This is a genomic window from Burkholderia cepacia GG4, assembly GCF_000292915.1.
Lineage (GTDB): Bacteria > Pseudomonadota > Gammaproteobacteria > Burkholderiales > Burkholderiaceae > Burkholderia > Burkholderia cepacia_D.
This window is the reverse complement of sequence record NC_018513.1, coordinates 1,511,893-1,532,779: the sequence shown is the minus strand read 5'-3', so window position 1 is coordinate 1,532,779 and position 20,887 is coordinate 1,511,893. Positions and strand designations below refer to the sequence as shown.

The window sequence follows — 20,887 nt, the reverse complement described above, 5'->3', positions numbered from 1 at the left end:
ATTTTTTATCGAAAGTGGTCCGAACCATGTCCGCCACCCTAGCCCTTACCGAACAGCTGATCGCCCGCGCGTCCGTCACGCCCGACGACCAGCACTGCCAGCAGATCATGACCGAGCGGCTCGCCGCACTCGGCTTCGAATGCGAGACCATCGCGTCGCACGGCGTGACCAACCTGTGGGCCGTCAAGCGCGGCGCCGACGGCCGCGACGGCAAGCTGCTCGCGTTCGCGGGCCACACCGACGTCGTGCCGACCGGCCCGCTCGAGCAGTGGACCTCGCCGCCGTTCATTCCCGCCCATCGCGACGGCAAGCTGTACGGCCGCGGCGCGGCCGACATGAAGACGTCGCTCGCGGCGTTCGTCGTCGCGTCCGAGGAATTCGTCGCGGCCCACCCCGGCCACCGCGGCGCGATCGCGTTCCTGATCACGAGCGACGAGGAAGGCCCGGCCACCGACGGCACCGTGAAGGTCGTCGAGCTGCTCGAAGCACGCGGCGAACGCCTCGACTACTGCATCGTCGGCGAACCGACCTCGACCGCCGAACTCGGCGATGTCGTGAAGAACGGCCGCCGCGGCTCCATGTCGGGTGAACTGGTCGTCAAGGGCGTGCAGGGCCACATCGCCTACCCGCACCTCGCGAAGAACCCGATCCACCTGCTCGCGCCGGCGCTCGCCGAGCTCGCCGCCGAACAGTGGGACGAAGGCAACGAATACTTCCCGCCGACCACCTGGCAGGTGTCGAACCTGCACGCGGGCACCGGCGCGACCAACGTGATCCCCGGCCACGCGGACCTGATGTTCAACTTCCGCTTTTCGACGGCGAGCACCGTCGAGGGCCTGCAGGCCCGCGTGCATGCGATCCTCGACAAGCACGGCCTCGAGTACGCGCTGAAGTGGTCGGTGAGCGGCCTGCCGTTCCTCACGCCGCGCGGCGACCTGTCGAACGCGCTGGAGAACGCGATCCGTGCCGAGACCGGCATCACGACCGAACTGTCGACGACGGGCGGCACGTCCGACGGGCGCTTCATCGCACGCATCTGCCCGCAGGTGATCGAGTTCGGCCCGCCGAACGGCAGCATCCACAAGATCGACGAGCACATCGACGTGCGCTTCGTCGACCCGCTGAAGAACGTGTACCGCCGCGTACTCGAACAACTGATCGCCTGATGGAGCCTCGCATGACGACACCTTTTGCAACAGTTCGCGACCTGCTGCGCTATGCAGTCACGCGCTTCTCGAAGGCAAAGCTCGCGTTCGGCCACGGCTCCGACAACGCGTACGACGAAGCCGCCTACCTCGTGCTGCATACGCTCGACCTGCCGCTCGACACGCTCGAGCCGTTCCTCGATGCGCGCCTGCTGCCGGACGAAATCGGGGCCGTGCTCGCGGTGATCGAACGACGCGCGACGGATCGCGTGCCGGCCGCGTATCTCACACACGAAGCGTGGATGCACGGCCACCGCTTCTATGTCGACGAGCGCGTGATCGTGCCGCGCTCGTTCATCGGCGAGCTGCTCGACGACGGGCTGCAGCCGTATGTCGCCGACCCCGAGCAGGTCGGCGCGGTGCTCGAACTGTGCACCGGCTCCGGCTGCCTCGCGATCCTCGCGGCCAGCGCGTTCCCGAACGCCGAGATCGACGCGGTCGACCTGTCCGACAAGGCACTCGAAGTCGCCGAGATCAACGTGCGCGACTACGGCCTCGAGGATCGCGTCACGCTGCATCACGGCGACCTCTACGCGCCGCTGCCCGCGTTCCGCACCGCCCCCGGCGCACGCTACGACGTGATCCTGACCAACCCGCCGTACGTGAATGCGGCGTCGATGGCCGCGCTGCCGCCCGAGTACCGGCACGAGCCGGAGATGGCGCTCGCCGGCGGCGACGACGGGATGGACATCGTGCGACGGATCATCGCGGATGCGCACAAGTGGCTGCACAACGACGGCGTGCTCGTCGTCGAGATCGGCAACGAGCGCGAGCACGTCGAAGCCGCGTTCGGCGGCCTCGACCTCACGTGGCTGCCCACCAGCGCGGGCGACGACAACGTGTTCCTGATCCAGGCATCCGACCTGCCGCGCAAGGGCTGAGGGCCGCGGCGACCCAACCGTGCGGTGTGCCACACCGCTGCATCGCACGGTTGGGTAAGATGCGCGTAAGCGGCCATCGCGCCGCACGACTTCAGGAGTCCGTCACGCGCCTATGACCCTCGACTGGCTACACCTCGGCACCCTGATCCTGGCCATCCATGTGCTCGGGATCATCGCGGCGTGTCACGCGATCATGAACACGCGCACGTCGCAAGGCGCGATCGCGTGGGCCGTGTCGCTCGCCGCGATGCCGTACCTGACGCTCATCCCCTACCTGTTCCTCGGCCGCAGCAAGTTCTCCGGCTACGTCGACGCACGGCGCCACGAGATGGAAGCGTTGCGCACGCACACGCCGCGCGCGCCGTGGCTCGATGCGGACGCGACCGACGGGCCCGCCGTCGACGCGATCGGCCGGGCCGCCGTGCTCGCGCTCACGCGGCTTGGCGGCATGCCGTTCGTCGGCGGCAATGCGGTGCGCACGCTCGTGAACGGCGATGCGACCTTCTCGGCGATCCTGTCGGCGATCGACGCCGCGCGCGACTACGTGGTCGTCCAGTTCTTCATCGTGCGCGACGACGCGCTCGGCCAGATGCTGAGCGACGCGCTGCTCGCGCGCGCGGCGGCCGGCATACGCTGCTACCTGCTGTACGACAGCATCGGCAGCTTCGACCTGCCGCACAGCTACGTCGACACGCTGCGCCGCGGCGGCGTCGAGGTTCATCCGTTCGCGACCCACCGCAAGTTCGTCAACCGCTTCCAGCTCAACTTCCGTAACCATCGCAAGATCGTCGTCGTCGACGGCAATCGCGCGTTCGTCGGCGGACACAACGTCGGCGTCGAATATCTCGGCGCGAACCAGCGCCTGTCGCCGTGGCGCGACACCCATATCGAGATACGCGGCCCGGTGGTCGCCAGCGTTCAGTACGTGTTCGCCGAAGACTGGCACTGGGCGACGCAGACGCTGCCGCCGCTCGCCGCGCCGCCGCCGGCGCTGCCCGACGACGCGATGCATTGCCTCGCGGTGCCAATGGGCCCGGCGGACCAACAGGAAACCGGCTCGCTGTTCTTCGTCGAGGCGATCAACGCGGCGCGCGAACGGGTCTGGATCACGACGCCGTATCTGGTGCCCGACGAAGCGGTGATCGCCGCGCTGAAGCTCGCGGTGATGCGGGGCGTCGACGTGCGCATCCTGATCCCGAGCCGGCGCGACCACTACGTCGTGTTCGAGGCGTCGAAGCTCTACGCGCGCGACCTCGTCGATGCAGGCGTCAAGGTGTTCCGCTACCGGCCCGGCTTCCTGCACCAGAAAGTCGTGCTGATCGACCGCATCGCAGCCGCGATCGGCAGCGCGAATCTCGACAACCGCTCGTTCCGGCTCAACTTCGAGATCATGGTGCTGACCGTCGATCGCACGTTCGCCGACGAGGTCGAGGCGATGCTCGACGCCGACTTCGCGCAGGCCTACGAGGTCGATGCGAGCGAGTACCGGCAATCGCCCGCGTGGCGGCGCATCGCGATGCACGTCGCGCGCCTGTTCGCGCCGATCCTGTAGCGGCAGCGCGAACGCCGGCACCGCGCTGCCGGTATCGCGGCGTAGCTCCCCACCTTGCGCGCCGGCGCGACGGCCGCGGCCCTTTCGGCCCGCCGCGTCACACGGTTACAGCAGCTTGTCGATATCCGCCGCGATTTCCTCGGGCTTCGTCGACGGCGCGTAGCGCTTGACGATCCGCCCATCGCGGTCGACCAGGAATTTCGTGAAATTCCACTTGATCGCCTTGAGGCCGAGGATGCCGGGCGCCTCGTCGGTCAGGTAGCGGTATAGCGGATGCGCGTGATCGCCCTTCACGTCGATCTTCGCGAACATCGGGAACGTGACGCCGTAGTTGCGCTCGCAGAACGCGCCGATCTGCGTGGCATCGCCCGGCTCCTGCTTGCCGAACTGGTTGCACGGGAAGCCGAGCACGAAGAAGCCGCGCGCCGCGTACTGGTCGTACAGCTTCTGCAGGCCCGCATACTGCGGCGTGAAACCGCACTCGCTCGCGGTGTTGACGATCAGCAGCACCTGGCCGCGATACGCATCGAGCGACGCCGGCTCGCCGGCGAGCGTCTCTGCGCTGAACGAATACAGGGTGGACATCGGGCACTCCTTTTACGAAACCGGATCGACGGGAGTCTAGGCGAAATCGCGCCGTTGCGGCACCTCCCGAACGGCAGATGCCCGGGGCAAGTCGCGCGCAGTCTAGAATAGCGGTTTTGGCCAGTCATACACGCCGTGATCCGTTTCAATCAGTTCAGCCTTGCGCGCGGCACCAAGCCGCTGTTCGAGTCGGCCTCGTTCGCGCTCAATCCCGGCGAGAAAGCCGGCCTGATCGGCGCGAACGGCGCCGGCAAATCGACGCTGTTCTCGGTCCTGCGCGGCGAGCTGCATTCCGACGCAGGCGATTTCGCGATGCCGCCGTCGTGGCGGATCGCCCATGTGTCGCAGGAAACGCCCGCCGTCGACCGCTCGGCGCTCGACTACACGCTCGACGGCGACACCGCGCTGCGCGAGATCGAAGCGCGCATCGCCGCCGCATCGGCCGCGCATGACGGCGCGGCCGAAGCCGACGCGCATGCAGCCTTTGCCGACGCCGACGGCTATACCGCGCCGGCGCGCGCCGAAGCGCTGCTGCTCGGCCTTGGCTTCACGCTCGCGCAGACGCGCGAGTCCGTGGCCAGCTTCTCCGGCGGCTGGCGCATGCGCCTGAACCTCGCGCAGGCGCTGATGTGCCGCTCCGACCTGCTGCTGCTCGACGAACCGACCAACCACCTCGACCTCGACGCGATCGTCTGGCTCGAAGACTGGCTGCACCGCTACGCCGGCACGCTCGTCGTGATCTCGCACGACCGCGAATTCCTCGACTCGATCTGCAACGTCACGCTGCACCTGGAAAATCGCCAGGTGAAGCGCTACGGCGGCAATTACTCGCAATTCGAAGTGCTGCGGGCGCAGCAGCTTGCACTGCAGCAAAACGCATACGAAAAGCAGCAAAAGACGATCGAGCACCTGCAGAGCTTCGTCGATCGCTTCAAGGCCAAGGCAACCAAGGCCAAGCAGGCGCAAAGCCGGATGAAGGCGCTCGAGAAGATGGAGCTGATCGCGCCCGCGCACATCGCGTCGCCGTTTACGTTCGAGTTCCGCACGCCCGATGCCGCGCCGAACCCGATGATGGTGATGGAAGACGTGCGCTGCGGCTACCATGCCGACGACGGCGCGGACATCCCGATCGTCGATCGCGTGGCGCTGTCGATCCAGAACGGGCAGCGCATCGGTCTGCTCGGCGCGAACGGCCAGGGCAAGTCGACGCTGATCAAGACGCTGGCCGGCACGCTCGCGCCGCTGTCGGGCCAGGTGCGCGACGGCAAGGGGCTGACGATCGGCTATTTCGCGCAGCACCAGCTCGAAACGCTGCGCGAGGATGATTCGCCGCTCGCGCATCTCGCGCGGCTCGCACCCGATACGCGCGAGCAGGAACTGCGCGACTTCCTCGGCGGCTTCAATTTCTCGGGCGACATGGCGACCAGCCCGGTCGGCCCGTTCTCGGGCGGCGAGAAAGCGCGGCTCGCGCTCGCGCTGATCATCTGGCAGAAGCCGAACCTGCTGCTGCTCGACGAGCCGACCAACCACCTCGACCTCGAAACGCGCCACGCGCTGACGATGGCGCTCGCGCAGTTCGAAGGCACGCTGATCCTCGTATCACACGACCGCCACCTGCTGCGCGCGACCACCGACCAGTTCATGCTGGTCGCGAAGCACCGGCTGCAGCCGTTCGACGGCGACCTCGACGACTACCGCGACTGGCTGCTGCAGCATGCCGCCGAGCAGCGTGCCGCGGCGAAGGCCGACGGCGCGGCCGCGGCGGGCGCGGATCCGGGCGTCAACCGCAAGGATCAGAAGCGTCAGGCGGCCGAGGAACGCCAGCGCCTGTCGCAGTTGAAGAAGCCGCTACAGAACCGCGTCACGAAGCTCGAAAGGGAAATGGAAACGCTGCACGCGGAGAAGGCGCGCCTCGACGCGTTCGTCGCCGATCCGGCGAGCTACGAGGCCGCGCGCAAGACGGAACTGACCGACGCGATCCGCAAGCTCGGCGAGGTCAATACGCGGCTCGAAACGGTCGAGGCGGACTGGCTCGCCGTGCAGGAAGAACTCGAGCAGATCGGCTGACCGCGGCCCGGGAGCCGTCAGCCGATCGGTTCGGCGGCAGCCCGGCATCCCGGGGGCGCCCACGCCCCCACGCGACCGCCCGCGGCGCCGGGCCCGGATACGACAAGGCCGGGCGCCCTGGCCCGGCCTCTTTGTCATCGTTGCGTTCGACGTTGTCACGTCGGCCAGCATCGGCCTGTTGCATCGGCCGTATGCCGGCCACGCCATCCGCTCAACGCCGCGGCAGCGTATCGCGCGGCAGCTGCTCGTCATCGCCCATCAGGTAACGGCGTCCTTCGGTCGGCCGGCGGATCGCTGCGGCGACTTCCGCTTCCGTCACGTCCTCGGATACGACGCGGCGCGCCAGGCGCCCTTCGTCGTCGATCCACTCGACGATCCGGCATCCGCCGCCCCAGGGCTGGACGATCGGCTCCGATACGCGGCAGCCGCGCAGGTTGTAAAGGCGTCCGCTCGGCGCTTCCCCATACTGTTTCAACATAGGTTCCCTTCGCATTGCGCGGTTCGACAATCCGGCAAAGGATAGGGAAAAGGGATGTCCGGCGGGTTACAGAAGCCTACATAATCTTTACAACCAATTACGCGACAGATCCCGCTGGCCGGCACGCGGTGGGGCCAGCCACCCGCGGTCATTCGAGATCGCGCACGCGGTCGATCGCCTGCTCGATCCGCTCGACGGCCATCACGTTCAGCCCTTCGATCGGCTGTTTCGGCGCGTTCGCCTTGGGGATCAGCGCAGCCGTGAAACCCAGCTTCGCCGCCTCGCGCAACCGCTCCTGCCCGCGTGGAGACGGCCGGATCTCGCCCGCCAGGCCTACTTCGCCGAACACGATCAGGCCCTTCGGCAGCGCCTTGTTGCGCATCGACGAATGGATCGCGAGCAGCACCGCGACGTCGGCGGCCGGCTCGGTGATCTTCACGCCGCCCACCGCGTTCAGGAACACGTCCTGGTCGAAGCACGCGATGCCCGCGTGCCGGTGCAGCACCGCGAGCAGCATCGCGAGCCGGTTCTGCTCGAGGCCGACCGCGAGCCGGCGCGGATTCGGCACGTGGGCCGTATCGACGAGCGCCTGGATCTCGACCAGCAGCGGGCGCGTGCCCTCCTGCGTGACGAGCACGCAGGAACCCGGCACCACCTGCTCGTGCTGCGACAGGAACAGCGCGGACGGATTCGCGACACCGCGCAGCCCGCGCTCGGTCATCGCGAACACGCCGAGTTCGTTGACCGCGCCGAAGCGGTTCTTGAACGCGCGCACGAGCCGGAACGACGAATGGGTGTCGCCCTCGAAGTACAGCACCGTGTCGACGATGTGCTCCAGCACGCGCGGACCCGCCAGATTGCCCTCCTTCGTCACGTGCCCGACCATGATGATCGCGGTGCCGGACTGCTTCGCGATGCGCGTGAGCTGCGCCGCGCATTCGCGCACCTGGGCGACCGAGCCGGGCGCCGAGGTCAGCGCCTCGGAATAGACGGTCTGGATCGAGTCGATGACGGCGACGTCGGGCCGTTCCGCGTCGATCGCGGCCTGGATCTTTTCGAGCTGGATCTCGGCGAGCAGCTTCAGTTCGTCGGCCGGCGCGCCGCCGTCGAGCAGCGCGAGCCGTTGCGCGCGCAACGCGATCTGCGCGGCCGATTCCTCGCCGCTGATATAGAGTGCGCGCCGCTCGCTCGCGATGTCCGCGAGCGACTGCAGCAAGAGCGTCGACTTGCCGATGCCCGGATCGCCGCCGATCAGCACGACGCCGCCCGGGACCAGCCCGCCGCCCAGCACGCGATCGAATTCACCGATGCCCGTCGAGAAGCGCGGCACGTCGGCCGCCTCGATGTCGACGAGACGCTGCACGGGCGCCCGCTTCGCGAGCGACTGGAACCGATGGGCGGCCGGCGATTCGGCGACCGATTCCACGAGCGTGTTCCAGGCCTGGCATGACGGGCACTGCCCCTGCCACTTCGGAGTTTGTCCGCCGCACTCGCTGCAGACGTAGACGGTTTTCTGTTTGGCCACGCGCGCTACCCTTATTCCGCGCGCACCGGTACGCGGCCGGCGACCGCGCACATCAGTTCATAGCCGATGGTTCCGCAATGCCGCGCGACGTCGTCGATCGGCAGCGTATTGCCCCACAGCTCGACCCGCGCGCCGACGCCGGCCTGCGGGCACGGGGTCAGGTCGACGGTAATCATGTCCATCGACACGCGGCCGACGATCCGCGTACGGATGCCGTCGACGATCACCGGCGTGCCTTCGGGCGCGACGCGCGGATAGCCGTCCGCGTAACCACACGCGACGACGCCGATACGCATCGGCGTTTGCGCGGAGAACGTCGAGCCATACCCGATCGCCTGCCCCTTCGCGATGGTCTGCACCGCGATCAGCTCGGACGCGAGCGTCATCGCGGGCTTCAGCCCCGTCTCGGCGATATCGGCCGACAGCCCCGACGGCGACGCGCCGTACAGCACGATCCCCGGTCGCACCCAGTCGAAGTGCGTCTCCGGATGCCACAGCACGGCGGCCGAATTCGCGAGGCTACGCGCGCCGGCAATGCTGTGCGCGCCGCGCTCGAACGTCGCGAGTTGCTCGGCGACGCCGCGCTCGTTGTCCGCGTCCGAAAAATGGGTCATCAACGTGATCTGGCCGATGCCGGGGCACGCGCGGGCGCGCTCCCACGCGGCACGGTATTTCTCCGGCACGTAGCCGAGCCGGTTCATCCCGCTGTTCATCTTGAGCTGCACGTTGACGGGCTTCGACAGCCGCGCCGTTTCCAGCATCCGCATCTGCTCGTCGTTGTGGACGGTGGTCGTCAGGCTGTAGCGGTCGATCACGTCGATGTCGGTCGAGCGGAAGAACCCTTCCAGCAGCAGGATCGGGCCGGCCCAGCCGAGCTCGCGCAACTTCACGGCCTCGTCGAGGTCGAGCAGGCCGAAGCCGTCGGTGCCGCGCAGGCCGGGAAAGGCGCGCGCGAGACCGTGGCCGTATGCGTTGGCCTTGACGACCGCCCAGACCTTGGACGGGCCGGCAAATCGGCGGACGACGGAGAGATTGTTCGCGAGAGCGGCGGTATGGATGGTGGCGGAGATCGGGCGCGGCATGGGAAATTTACGTAAAGACGCTTGCGAATCATCAGCTTACCGCGCCTTTTGAGCACCGAAGCCGACAATTTGCGGAACGATCGGGGAATCTTGCTAGTCCGAATTGCCGTATTTTCGTGTTATAAAGCCGTGCGCACAACCCATTTCGAACGGAATAAGCCGATCGCATACCAGGCGGCCTACGCGGCCTTGCCGCAGCGACGAAAGCATCGCATCAGATGAAAAAAGGTTTTTACACCATCATGGCCGCGCAGTTTTTCTCGTCGTTGGCCGACAATGCGCTTCTCATCGCCGCCATCGCCCTGCTGAAAGACCTCCACGCCCCCAACTGGATGACACCGCTGCTCAAGCTGTTCTTCGTGTTGTCGTATGTGGTGCTGGCGGCGTATGTCGGTGCGTTCGCGGATTCGCGCCCGAAGGGCCGCGTCATGTTCATCACCAACTCGATCAAGGTGATCGGCTGCCTGATCATGCTGTTCGGCGCCCACCCGTTGATCGCGTACGGCATCGTCGGATTCGGTGCCGCGGCCTACTCGCCCGCGAAATACGGCATCCTGACCGAGCTGCTGCCGGCTGACCGCCTCGTCGCCGCGAACGGCTGGATCGAAGGCACGACCGTCAGCTCGATCATCCTCGGCACCGTGCTCGGCGGCGCGCTGATCAGCCCGCACATCGCCTCGCACGTGATCGCGCACACGCCGGCCTGGATCGCCACGCCTGCCGAAGCGGCGATGGTGATCATCATGGCGATCTACGTGGTCGCCGCGATATTCAACCTGCGGATCCCCGATACGGGTGCGCGCTACCCGAAGCAGGAGCGCGGCCCGGTCAAGCTCCTCACCGATTTCGCCGACTGTTTCATGGTCCTCTGGCGCGACAAGCTCGGCCAGATCTCGCTCGCGGTCACGACGCTGTTCTGGGGCGCAGGCGCGACGCTGCAGTTCATCGTGCTGAAGTGGGCCGAAGTCTCGCTCAACATGTCGCTGTCCGAAGGCGCGATCCTGCAGGCGGTGGTTGCGGTCGGCGTCGCGGGCGGCGCGATCGCGGCCGCAGCGCGGATCCCGCTGAAGAAGTCGCTGACCGTGCTGCCCGTCGGCATCATCATGGGCATCGCGGTCATGCTGATGGCGTTCTACACGCGCGACCTGTTCCCGTCGCACTGGGCTCTGCACATCGGTCACCTGCGCCTGCCGGCGTACCTGATCGTCGCGTATATCTTCCTGATCGGCGTCGGCGCGTTGTCCGGCTATTTCGTCGTTCCGATGAATGCGCTGCTGCAGCATCGCGGCCACGTGCTGCTGTCGGCCGGCCACTCGATCGCGGTGCAGAACTTCAACGAGAACCTTTCGGTGCTTGTGATGCTGTGCCTGTACGCGGTGCTGGTATGGCTCGACGTGCCGGTCGGCGTCGTGATCGTGCTGTTCGGCACGTTCGTCTGCCTGACGATGTGGCTCGTGATGCGCCGCCACCAGGCGAACCAGCGCCAGTTCGACTCGGTCGCGCTGATCGGCGAATCGCGGCACTGACGCTACACTTTCCGTTTCCGTCCGTCGACGCCGGTCCTCGAACCGGCGTCTTGCCATCATGACGCACCCGATACCCAACGTCCTGACGATCGCCGGCTCCGACTCGGGCGGCGGCGCAGGCATCCAGGCCGACCTGAAGACCTTTTCCGCGCTCGGCGCGTACGGCGCGAGCGTGATCACCGCGCTGACCGCGCAGAACACGCGCGGCGTGACCGGCGTGCATGCGCCGGACGCCGCGTTCGTGACTGCGCAGCTCGACGCGGTGTTCGACGACATCCGCATCGACGCGGTCAAGATCGGCATGCTCGCGAACGCGGCGATCGTGCACGCGGTGGCCGACGCACTGCGGCGTTACACGCCGCGCTTCGTCGTGCTCGATACGGTGATGATTTCGAAGAGTTCCCACGCGCTGCTCGCACCCGACGCGGTCGACGCGTTACGCGACGCGCTGCTGCCGCTCGCGACCGTCGTCACGCCGAACCTGCCCGAAGCGGCCGCGCTGCTCGGCGAGGCCGCCGCGACGACCGAAGACGACATGGTCCGGCAAGGCCACGCGCTGCTGCAGACCGGCGCGCGCGCCGTGCTGATGAAGGGCGGCCACCTGCCCGACGCGGCCGCGAGCCCCGACTGGCTCGTCGATGCGGCGCATACCGTGCGGCTCGACGGCGCGCGTGTGCCGGTCAGCAACACGCACGGCACGGGCTGCACGCTGTCGTCCGCGATCGCCGCACTGCTGCCGCAGCAGCCCGATCTCGACAGCGCGGTACGCGAAGCGAAGGCGTACCTGACCGGCGCGATCGCCGCGAGCGGCCAGCTCGACGTCGGCCGCGGCGTCGGCCCCGTCCATCACTTCCATCGCTGGTGGTAAGCAGCGGCTGACGCGGTGTCAGCTGTCCTGCGCCGCGAACGCCTGCGCGCGCGCCGGCCAGTCGTCCGGCACGATGAAGCCGCGCGCCGTCTCCCGCCATGCGCCGGCGCCGTCCGGTCGATGGACGCCGATCAGCGCGGGCGCCTGGCGCGCCGTCAAGACGGCCGGCAGCCCAAGCGAGTCCGCCAGCGGTTCGGGCGCGGCATCGGCCGCCATCCGTCGCGGCGCGAGCCATGCCAGCCGTGCCAGCACGCTCCACGCCGCGCCGTCGGGTTGTGCGGCCGCCCAGGCCGGCCACTGCGCATGCGTGAGCCAGAAGCCGCGCGAATGATCCGCCGCGATTTCCGCGGATACCGGCGGCAGCGGCACGCCATGCGGATAGAACAGCCAGCCCTTGATGAACATCTGCGCGTCGGACGGCGCGCCGTAGCCGAGCAGCGCAAAACCGTGGCGATCGCTCAGCCGCAGCTGGTGCTCGAGCAGCCGGCTGCGCTTGCGGTCGAGGCGGTCGACGAGATTCGGGCCGACGAAATCCGCGAGCGATGCGCCGCCGCACACCGGTGCGCATAGATAGCACTTCACCGCGAGTTCCCAGTGCAGGCGCAGCCCGCCCGGCGCATCGACGAGGAAATCGACTTCGCCGAGCGTCTTCCCGTTGCTGCGCAGCGGCAGGTTGGCGGCGACGAGCCGCAGCGACGGCCCGTGCGTGAGGAAATATTCGAGCAGGCATTCGGCATAGCGGCCGAGGCGCACCGGCCGCAACCCGTCGAGCGCGCGGTGCAGCGGCTCGGGCGCGGCATCGAGCGCGACGAGCCACGCTTCGACGGCCACCCGTTCGACCGCATCCGACCACGGATGCGCGAGCGGCGCGCCGGGCGCCGCGGTGAGCAGGCTCGGGCTCGCGAGGAGCCAGCCCAGGTCTCGAACCGCGGCATCGCGCAGCGTATCGACGAACGCGAATGCCGCGCCGTTCGTCATTGTCCAGCCGGCCCGTTCGCGTCGGCGTCCCCCGCCTGCTGGAACGTGTCGCGCGCAAGGCACAGGTCGGCCCATGCCTTCGACTTGTCCTGCAGGCTGCGCAGCAGGTACGCAGGGTGGTAGGTGACGATGACGGGCACGCCTTCGTATGCGTGCACACGGCCGCGCAGCGAGGCGATGCTCGCATCCGTCTTCAGCAGCGTCTGCGCGGCGAAGCGGCCGAGCGCGACGATCAGCTTCGGCTTCACGAGCGCGACCTGGCGCTGCAGGTACGGCTCGCAGCGCGCGACCTCGTCGGGTTCCGGGTTGCGGTTGCCCGGCGGCCGGCACTTGATCACGTTCGCGATATAGACGTTGTCGCCGCGCTTGAGCGACAGCGACTGCAGCATGTTGTCGAGCAGCTTGCCGGCCTGGCCGACGAACGGCTCGCCCTGCTTGTCCTCGTTCTCGCCCGGCGCTTCGCCGATCAGCATCCAGTCGGCTTCGCGATCGCCGACGCCGAACACGGTATTGGTGCGCTTCTCGCACAGGCGGCAGCTCGTGCAATCGGCAACGCGCGCGGCGAGCGTATCCCAGTCGAGCATCGCGACCGGCGTTGCGACAGCACGCGGTTCGGCGGCCGGCAGCGGATCGCCGGTCGGCGTAGCGTCGAACCACGCGAAATCGTCGTCGGTGACCGGCGGCATGTCGTCCGCGGAAGCGGCCGGCACGTGCCTGGCCGAGGCACGATCGTCATCGATCGCTGCACGTGCGGCCGTGCCCGATTCGGCAGCCGGCGCCGCATCGCGCGCGGCGCCACCCACCTGCGACGCATCGTCGCGCACGAGCGCACGGGCTGCGGCAGGCTGCGCATCGCGCGCCTGCCCGGCCACCGGCCGCGGCGCCGCCGCGACGGTTGCGGCCGCAACGGCAGGCAGATCGTCCGCCGCAGCCGGCGCTTCGGCCACCGCGCCAGGCTCCGCGCGCTGCCCGCGCCGCACCCAGATCTGCGCAAGCCCCATTTCCTCGAGCGCTGCTTCAGCCCACGCCATGCGCGTCCCCTTCGTCCTTGTTCAGCGTCAGACGCATCACGATCGCGTCCTCCCGGCTGCGATGCCGCGCCGGATAGTAGTTCTTGCGCCGGCCGATCGTCACGAAGCCAAAGCGCTCGTACAGATGGACCGCGCGCGAATTGGACGGCCGCACCTCGAGCAGCACGCCGTCGAGCCGTTCCGCACGCGAGACGCGCACGGCTTCGCGCAGCAGCGCGAGGCCCGCGCCCGATTGCTGGGCGGCCGGCGCAACGCACAGGTTCAGCAGGTGCATCTCGTCGATCACCGGCATCAGCACGCAATAGCCGACCAGCGCACCCGTCACGTGCCGCAGGCACACGCCGAAATAGCCGTTGCGCAGCGAATCCTCGAAGTTGCCGCGGCTCCACGGGAATTCGTACGCAACCTGCTCGATCGCGACGACCTCGTCGAGATCGGTATCGGTCATCGGCGACAAATAGCGGTCGCTCAGCAATACTCCCGTCATCCTTGCGCCCCGCCCTTCTGCGCGGCGCGTGCCGCGATCCTCTCGGCGGTGGTCTGCGCGACCTTGTCGCGCACGTATTCGGGCGCGGCCTGGTCGGCCGGCACCGCACGGCCGGCGCGGAACGCCCGCAGCCCGGCATGCGCGACTGCCAGCGCATGCGGCAGCGCGTCGCCGTCGATCACGGCCGCGCGTGCCGTGGCCGGCAACTGCGCGCCGAACGCCGCGGCCGCATTGCCCGCGAGCGTGAACGGCGCGTCGGGCACGCCGACGGCGCCCGGCGCATCGAGCGAAGCCGGATGCAGCGTGCGCCAGTCGCCCGCGACGTCGTCCCACGCGAAGTCGGCCCAGTACGCTTCGTCCATCCGCGCATCGAGCGCGACCAGCACGCGCGTCGTGCCCGGCGCGCGCAGCCGCGCGTGCTCGGCGCACGCGAGCAGCGTGCTGACCGGCACGACCGGCAGCCCGCGCCCGAACGCGAGGCCCTGGGTAATGCCGGTCGCGGTGCGCAGCCCGGTGAACGAGCCGGGGCCCGCGCCGAACGCGATCGCGTCGCAGTCGGCGAGCGTGAGGCCCGCTTCGGCGAACAACTCCTGGATGGCCGGCAGCACGCGCGTGCTCGACACGGCGCCCGTCAGCTCGTGGCGGGCCCAGGTTTGCGGGATGGAAACGGCGTCATCGGCGTGGGCCGAGCGCAGCAGCGCGACCGAGCAGTATTCGGTCGACGTATCGATGGCGAGGAGCACTGTTTGCGTCATGGCCGACATTGTAATGCGGCGCCCCGCTCCCACGGGCGATTGGACCCGATCGCGGTGCGCGCGCCGCGCCGCCGGCGGTTTGGAAGGATCGCTCGACCCCGCGCGGCGCGGCGCTTGTTAAGATCGGCCGACTCGAAACTCTTACGGAGACACACGATGAGCGAACTCACCACCCAATTCGACCAGGCCCAGGTCGACGTCAAGCAACTGACCGAGCGCCCGGGCAACCTGACCCTGCTGCGCCTGTACGCGCTCTTCAAGCAGGCCACCGACGGCGACGCGCACGGCGACAAGCCGGGCTTCACCGACATCGTCGGCAAGTACAAGTACGACGCGTGGGACGCGCTGAAAGGCACGTCGCAGGATGCAGCAAAGCAGCAATACATCGAGCTCGTCGAATCGCTGAAGAACGGCACGGCGTCCTGACCTGTCCCTCCTGACGCAATAGGCAATCAAATCAGTGGCGCAGCGCAGCAAATTTCTTTATAATGCGGCCTGCGTCACCTCCGCGCTCGGCTCGCAAGCCGTCCGGCCTGACGCCTCGTAGCGTTAAGCTCCAATCCGGTTTAGAACCTGTCCCCTCCTGCTTCGACCCTTGCGGTCGTCAACTAGGCTGGCGGCCTCGCTCCAGAAGCGCGCCGCACCCAAAACAGCTTCTAATGCCTCATCCGCCGACGGTTCGGCGGATTGCACCCGTTTCCCGATTTGCTCGCTGAATCCGACGACTTGGGTATGCGCGATTGGCGCCGACGTTTCACCCACTGTGTGTTTCAAGGATTGTTATGACTTCGAGCATCAACTCCAGCCCGCTCAACGCGATCGCCGACCAGGCGCTCGGTCTCGACGACGCCGCCGCACCGGCCGCGGTCGAACCGGCGTCGGACGAGCCGACTTTCGCGTCGCTCGGGCTGTCGCCGGAGATCGTCTCCGCGCTGCAGGCCGCCGGCTACGCCAAGCCGACGCCGGTCCAGCAGCGCGCGATTCCGGCCGGCATCGCCGGTCGGGATCTGCTGGTGTCGAGCCCGACCGGTTCGGGCAAGACCGCCGCATTCATGCTGCCCGCGATCGAACGTTTCGCGCAGCTCCAGAAGACGCAGGCGCAGCAACCGCGCGCGCCGCGTGAACCGAACCAGGGCGACCGCCGTGTGCGCCGCCCGCAGCCCGTCGCCCGCCCGGGCCTGCTCGTGCTGACGCCGACCCGTGAACTCGCGATGCAGGTCACCACGGCCGCGTCGACCTACGGCAAGCACCTGAAGCGCCTGCGCACGGTCAGCATCCTCGGCGGCGTCGCCTACGGCCAGCAGCTGATGCTGCTCGCGAAGAACCCCGAGATCCTGGTCGCGACGCCGGGCCGCCTGCTCGACCACCTCGAGCGTGGCCGCATCGACCTGTCCGAGCTGAAGATGCTCGTGCTCGACGAAGCCGACCGCATGCTGGACATGGGCTTCATCGACGACATCGAGACGATCGTCGCCGCGACGCCCGAGTCGCGCCAGACGATGCTGTTCTCGGCGACGCTCGACGGCAAGATCGGTTCGCTGACGAGCCGCCTGCTGAAGGATCCGGAACGCATCGAGATCCAGCAGCGCCTCGAATCGCGCGCGAACATCGCGCAGACCGTCCATTACGTCGACGACCGCGACCACAAGGACCGCCTGCTCGATCACCTGCTGCGCGACGACGCGCTCGACCAGGCGATCATCTTCACGGCGACCAAGATCGATGCCGACCAGCTCGCCGGCCGTCTCGCCGACGCTGGCTTCGAATCGGCTGCGCTGCACGGCGACCTGCCGCAAGGCGCGCGTAACCGCACGATCCGTGCGCTGCGCGAGCGTCGTGTGCGCGTGCTGGTTGCGACCGACGTCGCGGCACGCGGCATCGACATCCCGGGCATCACGCACGTGTTCAACTACGACCTGCCGAAGTTCGCGGAAGACTACGTGCACCGGATCGGCCGTACCGGCCGTGCTGGCCGTTCGGGCACGGCAGTGAGCCTCGTGCACCACGCCGAGCAAGGCGCGCTCAAGCGCATCGAGCGCTTCGTGCGCTCGCCGCTGCCGGTCAACGTGATCGAAGGTTTCGAGCCGCGCAAGGCGCCCCCGCGCAACGATCGCGGCACCGGCGGCCGTGGCCGTCCGGGCGGCGGTAACGGCGGTCGTCGTTTCGGCGGCAAGCCGGGCGGCGGTTATGGCGGCAACGGCGGCGGCCGCAGCTACGGCGGCGGCAATGGCGGCGGCTGGAGCGGCAAGCCGAGCGGCAGCCGTGACGGCGGCCCGCGTCGCGACGGCCAGCGCAGCGGCGGCCCCCGTCGCAGCAATTCGGCGTCGTAAGCACGCCCGGGCGGCCCTTCGGCCGCCCCGCCCATCCGGCAGACCGGCGCATCCGCGCCGGTTTTTTTTCGTCCCGCGCCAAATTTCACGATGCGGAAAATTTTTTTGCGTCGTAAAAAACCATGCTGCGTGGCACAACCCTCGCGATTGCGGGATGGGAAAATACGTTTCTTACTGTGAAATGTACATTGCAAGCAATTGATTTATAACAGCTAAAAAAATTCACACATCCTGATAAAGCCCCTGTTTCACTCCGATCGGTTTGCCTAGACTCTTATACAAGACCTCACGAAACGGAAACGCACGACGCCCCGCTTCGAGAACAGCATCCCACCGTCCGATTCGACCCATCAGGCAATACACCGCATCAAGGAGCTCATCATGTCGCGACAGCAACAGGCACAGGAACTGCAACAGCAATGGGAATCCGATCCGCGCTGGAAGGGCATCAAGCGCAGCTACACGGCTGAGGACGTGGTACGCCTGCGCGGCTCGATCGCCGTCGAGCACACGCTGGCCAAGCGCGGCGCGGAAAAACTGTGGCGCCTCATCAACGAAGAGCCGTTCGTCAACGCCCTCGGCGCACTGACCGGCAACCAAGCGATGCAGCAGGTGAAGGCCGGTCTCAAGGCGATCTACCTGTCCGGCTGGCAAGTGGCCGGCGACGCGAACGTCGCGGGCGAAATGTACCCGGACCAGTCGCTGTACCCGGCGAACTCGGTGCCGCTCGTCGTGAAGCGCATCAACAACACGCTGACGCGCGCCGACCAGATCCAGTGGTCGGAAGGCAAGAACCCGGGCGACGAAGGCTACGTCGATTTCTTCGCGCCGATCGTCGCGGACGCGGAAGCCGGCTTCGGTGGCGTGCTGAACGCGTTCGAACTGATGAAGGCAATGATCGAGGCAGGCGCATCGGGCGTCCACTTCGAAGACCAGCTCGCGTCGGTGAAGAAATGCGGTCACATGGGCGGCAAGGTGCTCGTGCCGACGCGCGAAGCGGTCGCGAAGCTGTCGGCGGCGCGTCTCGCCGCCGACGTGATGGGCACGCCGACCGTGCTGGTGGCGCGCACCGACGCGGAAGCCGCGGACCTGATCACGTCCGACGTCGACGACAACGACAAGCCGTTCCTCACGGGCGAGCGCACGGTCGAAGGCTTCTTCCGCACGAAGCCGGGCATCGAGCAGGCCATCTCGCGCGGCCTCGCGTATGCGCCGCATGCCGACCTGGTGTGGTGCGAAACGGGCAAACCGGATCTCGAGTACGCGAAGAAGTTCGCGGAAGCGATCCACAAGCAGTTCCCGGGCAAGATGCTGTCGTACAACTGCTCGCCGTCGTTCAACTGGAAGAAGAATCTCGACGACGCGACGATCGCGAAGTTCCAGAAGGAGCTCGGCGCGATGGGCTACAAGTTCCAGTTCATCACGCTGGCCGGCTTCCATGCGCTGAACTACTCGATGTTCAACCTCGCGCACGGCTACGCCCGCACGCAGATGAGCGCGTTCGTCGAGCTGCAGCAGGCCGAGTTCGCGGCGGCCGACAAGGGCTTCACGGCCGTCAAGCACCAGCGCGAAGTCGGCACCGGCTACTTCGACGCCGTGACGCAGACAGTCGAGCGCGAAGCCTCGACGACCGCGCTGCACGGCTCGACCGAGGACGAACAGTTCTTCGACGGCAAGAAGGTCGCGTAACGCGGCCGGCGTCAAGCCGATGCCCACCCGTCACGCGACGGCGCGGCATCGGCAGCACCGAACAACCATCAGGGAGGAGACGGCAGGCGCGCGACGAACGTCGCGCGACCGGCCGCGCGGCCTGCGGCCGCCAGCAACGACGCGCGCCGGCTTCGTCCGGCGCGCCCTTATTCATGCGGCTGCCGTGCCGCCGCCCGCGCGGCAACCAGCGGCGTCGCATTTACCGATAGACGATCACCGGAATTTTCGTATGGGTCAGCACGCGCTGCGTTTCGCTGCCGATCAGCAGGCTGCCGAGCCCGCGGCGCCCGTGGGACGCCATGAAAATCACGTCGCAGCCGCCGCGTTCGGCCGCCTCGATGATGCCGAGGTACGGCGACGGATGCACGCTGGTCCAGCTGTCGCAGACGACGCCGGCCTCCTTCGCGGCCGCCTGCACCTCGTCGAGGTGCGCGCGCGCCTCGCGCTCGCTGCGCGCCCGGAAATCGGCGGGCGGCTCGATGATCACTTCGGAAAACGGCGAGTACGGATATTGCGGCAGGCACGCATAGGCCGTTACCTGCGCGCCGACCGCGCGCGCCAGGTCGATCGCGCCGTCGATCGCCTTCCGCGACAGTTCGGAACCGTCGGTTGGAACGAGGATGTGCCGGAACATCGCGCCCTCCTGCGTCAGTCGCACCGTGCGCGCCGCGAACCCGTGCGAACCCGTCGCGACCCGTTGCCCATGTCAGTTTCGATTGTAGTGCGCGAAACCGCGCGACCGGGGCCGGCAGCGGGTTCGTCCTCATATCGGAAACGCGCGGGCCAGCACGCCCTACTCGCCCCAATATCCGGGCCGTTCGTACGTATGTTTCAGGTAATCGAGGAACAGGCGCACGCGCAGCGGCAGGTGGCGGCGTTGCGGAAACACCGCGTGGATACCGATCGGCGGCGCCGCGAACGCATCGAGCACGCTGACGAGGCGGCCGGCCGCGATGTCGTCGCCGACCTCCCACCACGATCGCCACGCCAGGCCGTGGCCGGCCAGGCACCACTCGTGCAGCACCGCGCCGTCCGAGCACTCCATCGTGCCGTTCACGCGGATCGACACGACCTTGTCGTCTTCCTGGAATGCCCAGCCGCGCTGCTGGTTCGCGTTGGCGGCAAGCGCGAGGCAGTTGTGGCGCGCGAGTTCCGCGAGCGTGGCAGGCGTGCCGCGCCGTGCGAGATACGCGGGGGACGCCACGCATACGCGACGGTTCTCGCCGAGTTTCAGCGACACGAGCGACGAGTCCGGCAGCTCGCCGAGCCGCACCGCGCAATCGAACCCTTCATTGACGAGGTCGACCATCCGGTCGGACAGGTCGAGCGTGACCGACACGTCCGGATGCACGCCGCTGAATTCGGGCACGAGCGGCGCGACGTGCCGCCGGCCGAAGCCGGCCGGCGCGGAAATGCGCAGATGGCCGCTCGCCTTCACGCCGCCGGCGGACACGCTCGCCTCCGCGTTCTGCATGTCGTTGATGATCCGCTGGCAATCCTCGAGAAAGGCCGAACCCTCGAAGGTCAGTGTGAGCTTGCGCGTCGTGCGCACCAGCAGCTTGACGCCGAGCCGCTCCTCGAGCGCGTCGAGGCGGCGGCCGATGATCGCCGGCGCGACGCCTTCCGCGTGCGCAGCCGCCGACAGGCTGCCCTTTGCCGCGACCGCGGCGAACGTTTCGATCTGTTTGAACCGGTCCATGACTCGAAAGGACGGCGCTCCCGCCCCTCATATTGACTGAAGCCGCTCAAGATTAGGTATATGAAAGTAAAAGATCAAGTGATGTTTAGCGTCTTTTTTAGTAGATACGATCACGAATAGAATCGAAC

At 67.8% G+C, this 20,887-nt stretch carries 19 protein-coding genes; 9 read left to right on the top strand and 10 right to left on the bottom strand.

The window, feature by feature from the left end; genetic code table 11:
- Positions 1-26 precede the first annotated feature (26 nt).
- From dapE to cls, 3 genes are all read left to right on the top strand, one after another.
- Positions 27-1,166 carry a succinyl-diaminopimelate desuccinylase gene (dapE, locus tag GEM_RS07000; RefSeq protein ID WP_014896721.1) on the top strand — a complete coding sequence of 380 codons (1,140 nt, stop codon included), beginning with the start codon at positions 27-29 and terminating at the stop codon, positions 1,164-1,166.
- 11 nt (positions 1,167-1,177) lie between these two features.
- Positions 1,178-2,086 carry a 50S ribosomal protein L3 N(5)-glutamine methyltransferase gene (prmB, locus tag GEM_RS06995; RefSeq protein WP_014896720.1) on the top strand — a complete coding sequence of 303 codons (909 nt, stop codon included), beginning with the start codon at positions 1,178-1,180 and terminating at the stop codon, positions 2,084-2,086.
- A 112-nt stretch (positions 2,087-2,198) separates the two neighbouring features.
- Positions 2,199-3,638, top strand: coding sequence for a cardiolipin synthase (gene cls / locus GEM_RS06990; RefSeq protein WP_014896719.1), 1,440 nt, complete (start codon positions 2,199-2,201; stop codon positions 3,636-3,638).
- Positions 3,639-3,743: 105 nt separating this feature from the next.
- On the opposite strand, the gene GEM_RS06985 is transcribed toward cls, so the two are convergent.
- Positions 3,744-4,223 carry a glutathione peroxidase gene (locus GEM_RS06985; RefSeq protein WP_014896718.1) on the bottom strand — a complete coding sequence of 160 codons (480 nt, stop codon included), beginning with the start codon at positions 4,221-4,223 and terminating at the stop codon, positions 3,744-3,746.
- Between the two features lie 135 nt (positions 4,224-4,358).
- Here GEM_RS06985 and GEM_RS06980 point away from each other — a divergent pair, with 135 nt between their 5' ends.
- Positions 4,359-6,290, top strand: a complete 1,932-nt coding sequence (locus GEM_RS06980) for an ATP-binding cassette domain-containing protein (protein ID WP_014896717.1) — start codon at positions 4,359-4,361, stop codon at positions 6,288-6,290.
- 211 nt (positions 6,291-6,501) lie between these two features.
- Here GEM_RS06980 and GEM_RS06975 read toward each other — a convergent pair whose 3' ends face one another.
- The 3 genes from GEM_RS06975 to alr form a co-directional block, all read right to left on the bottom strand.
- The gene (locus tag GEM_RS06975) at positions 6,502-6,768 is read right to left on the bottom strand and encodes a DUF2866 domain-containing protein (protein WP_014896716.1); all 267 of its coding nucleotides are present in this window, start codon (positions 6,766-6,768) and stop codon (positions 6,502-6,504) included.
- A 148-nt stretch (positions 6,769-6,916) separates the two neighbouring features.
- Positions 6,917-8,293 (bottom strand): DNA repair protein RadA, encoded by a 1,377-nt coding sequence (gene radA / locus GEM_RS06970; RefSeq protein WP_014896715.1) that lies wholly within the window; start codon positions 8,291-8,293, stop codon positions 6,917-6,919.
- Between the two features lie 11 nt (positions 8,294-8,304).
- Positions 8,305-9,375, bottom strand: a complete 1,071-nt coding sequence (alr, locus tag GEM_RS06965; RefSeq protein ID WP_014896714.1) for an alanine racemase — start codon at positions 9,373-9,375, stop codon at positions 8,305-8,307.
- A gap of 218 nt (positions 9,376-9,593) precedes the next feature.
- On the opposite strand from alr, the gene lplT reads away from it, so the two are divergent.
- Positions 9,594-10,901, top strand: a complete 1,308-nt coding sequence (lplT, locus tag GEM_RS06960) for a lysophospholipid transporter LplT (protein WP_014896713.1) — start codon at positions 9,594-9,596, stop codon at positions 10,899-10,901.
- A gap of 58 nt (positions 10,902-10,959) precedes the next feature.
- Positions 10,960-11,769, top strand: coding sequence for a bifunctional hydroxymethylpyrimidine kinase/phosphomethylpyrimidine kinase (gene thiD, locus GEM_RS06955; protein ID WP_014896712.1), 810 nt, complete (start codon positions 10,960-10,962; stop codon positions 11,767-11,769).
- Between the two features lie 18 nt (positions 11,770-11,787).
- Here thiD and GEM_RS06950 read toward each other — a convergent pair whose 3' ends face one another.
- Genes GEM_RS06950 through tsaB form a run of 4 tightly spaced genes read right to left on the bottom strand, consistent with a single transcriptional unit; the run spans position 11,788 to position 15,029 of the window.
- Positions 11,788-12,747: a DUF1853 family protein gene (locus GEM_RS06950; protein WP_014896711.1), complete on the bottom strand. Its 960-nt coding sequence runs from the start codon at positions 12,745-12,747 to the stop codon at positions 11,788-11,790.
- Complete coding sequence (locus GEM_RS06945; protein ID WP_014896710.1) at positions 12,744-13,778, bottom strand: uracil-DNA glycosylase; 1,035 nt, start codon at positions 13,776-13,778, stop codon at positions 12,744-12,746. Before GEM_RS06945 ends, GEM_RS06950 begins: the two co-directional genes overlap by 4 nt.
- On the bottom strand, positions 13,765-14,265 hold the full coding sequence (gene rimI, locus GEM_RS06940) for a ribosomal protein S18-alanine N-acetyltransferase (protein WP_014896709.1): 501 nt from the start codon (positions 14,263-14,265) through the stop codon (positions 13,765-13,767). Before rimI ends, GEM_RS06945 begins: the two co-directional genes overlap by 14 nt.
- Entirely contained in the window at positions 14,262-15,029 is a 768-nt protein-coding gene (gene tsaB, locus GEM_RS06935) for a tRNA (adenosine(37)-N6)-threonylcarbamoyltransferase complex dimerization subunit type 1 TsaB (protein ID WP_041490472.1), read from the bottom strand. The genes rimI and tsaB overlap by 4 nt, the downstream gene beginning before the upstream one ends.
- A gap of 147 nt (positions 15,030-15,176) precedes the next feature.
- Between tsaB and GEM_RS06930 the strand changes: the two genes are divergently transcribed.
- The 3 genes from GEM_RS06930 (at position 15,177) to aceA (ending at position 19,039) form a co-directional block, all read left to right on the top strand.
- Positions 15,177-15,446: an acyl-CoA-binding protein gene (locus GEM_RS06930; protein WP_014896707.1), complete on the top strand. Its 270-nt coding sequence runs from the start codon at positions 15,177-15,179 to the stop codon at positions 15,444-15,446.
- Between the two features lie 356 nt (positions 15,447-15,802).
- On the top strand, positions 15,803-17,350 hold the full coding sequence (locus GEM_RS06925) for a DEAD/DEAH box helicase (protein ID WP_014896706.1): 1,548 nt from the start codon (positions 15,803-15,805) through the stop codon (positions 17,348-17,350).
- A 381-nt stretch (positions 17,351-17,731) separates the two neighbouring features.
- Positions 17,732-19,039 carry an isocitrate lyase gene (gene aceA, locus GEM_RS06920; protein ID WP_014896705.1) on the top strand — a complete coding sequence of 436 codons (1,308 nt, stop codon included), beginning with the start codon at positions 17,732-17,734 and terminating at the stop codon, positions 19,037-19,039.
- A 220-nt stretch (positions 19,040-19,259) separates the two neighbouring features.
- Here aceA and GEM_RS06915 read toward each other — a convergent pair whose 3' ends face one another.
- Entirely contained in the window at positions 19,260-19,694 is a 435-nt protein-coding gene (locus GEM_RS06915; protein ID WP_014896704.1) for a universal stress protein, read from the bottom strand.
- 159 nt (positions 19,695-19,853) lie between these two features.
- A complete protein-coding gene (locus GEM_RS06910) occupies positions 19,854-20,759 on the bottom strand; it encodes a LysR family transcriptional regulator (RefSeq protein WP_014896703.1) in 906 nt (301 codons plus the stop codon).
- Between the last annotated feature and the right edge of the window lie 128 nt (positions 20,760-20,887).

Excerpts from the sequence above, each read along its gene's own strand:
- dapE (WP_014896721.1), top strand. The coding sequence starts at position 27 with ATGTCCGCCACCCTAGCCCTTACCGAACAGCTGATCGCCCGCGCGTCC.
- prmB (WP_014896720.1), top strand. The coding sequence starts at position 1,178 with ATGACGACACCTTTTGCAACAGTTCGCGACCTGCTGCGCTATGCAGTC.
- cls (WP_014896719.1), top strand. The coding sequence starts at position 2,199 with ATGACCCTCGACTGGCTACACCTCGGCACCCTGATCCTGGCCATCCAT.
- GEM_RS06985 (WP_014896718.1), bottom strand. The coding sequence starts at position 4,223 with ATGTCCACCCTGTATTCGTTCAGCGCAGAGACGCTCGCCGGCGAGCCG.
- GEM_RS06975 (WP_014896716.1), bottom strand. The coding sequence starts at position 6,768 with ATGTTGAAACAGTATGGGGAAGCGCCGAGCGGACGCCTTTACAACCTG.
- alr (WP_014896714.1), bottom strand. The coding sequence starts at position 9,375 with ATGCCGCGCCCGATCTCCGCCACCATCCATACCGCCGCTCTCGCGAAC.
- lplT (WP_014896713.1), top strand. The coding sequence starts at position 9,594 with ATGAAAAAAGGTTTTTACACCATCATGGCCGCGCAGTTTTTCTCGTCG.
- thiD (WP_014896712.1), top strand. The coding sequence starts at position 10,960 with ATGACGCACCCGATACCCAACGTCCTGACGATCGCCGGCTCCGACTCG.
- GEM_RS06950 (WP_014896711.1), bottom strand. The coding sequence starts at position 12,747 with ATGACGAACGGCGCGGCATTCGCGTTCGTCGATACGCTGCGCGATGCC.
- GEM_RS06945 (WP_014896710.1), bottom strand. The coding sequence starts at position 13,778 with ATGGCGTGGGCTGAAGCAGCGCTCGAGGAAATGGGGCTTGCGCAGATC.
- rimI (WP_014896709.1), bottom strand. The coding sequence starts at position 14,265 with ATGACGGGAGTATTGCTGAGCGACCGCTATTTGTCGCCGATGACCGAT.
- tsaB (WP_041490472.1), bottom strand. The coding sequence starts at position 15,029 with ATGTCGGCCATGACGCAAACAGTGCTCCTCGCCATCGATACGTCGACC.
- GEM_RS06930 (WP_014896707.1), top strand. The coding sequence starts at position 15,177 with ATGAGCGAACTCACCACCCAATTCGACCAGGCCCAGGTCGACGTCAAG.
- GEM_RS06925 (WP_014896706.1), top strand. The coding sequence starts at position 15,803 with ATGACTTCGAGCATCAACTCCAGCCCGCTCAACGCGATCGCCGACCAG.
- aceA (WP_014896705.1), top strand. The coding sequence starts at position 17,732 with ATGTCGCGACAGCAACAGGCACAGGAACTGCAACAGCAATGGGAATCC.
- GEM_RS06915 (WP_014896704.1), bottom strand. The coding sequence starts at position 19,694 with ATGTTCCGGCACATCCTCGTTCCAACCGACGGTTCCGAACTGTCGCGG.
- GEM_RS06910 (WP_014896703.1), bottom strand. The coding sequence starts at position 20,759 with ATGGACCGGTTCAAACAGATCGAAACGTTCGCCGCGGTCGCGGCAAAG.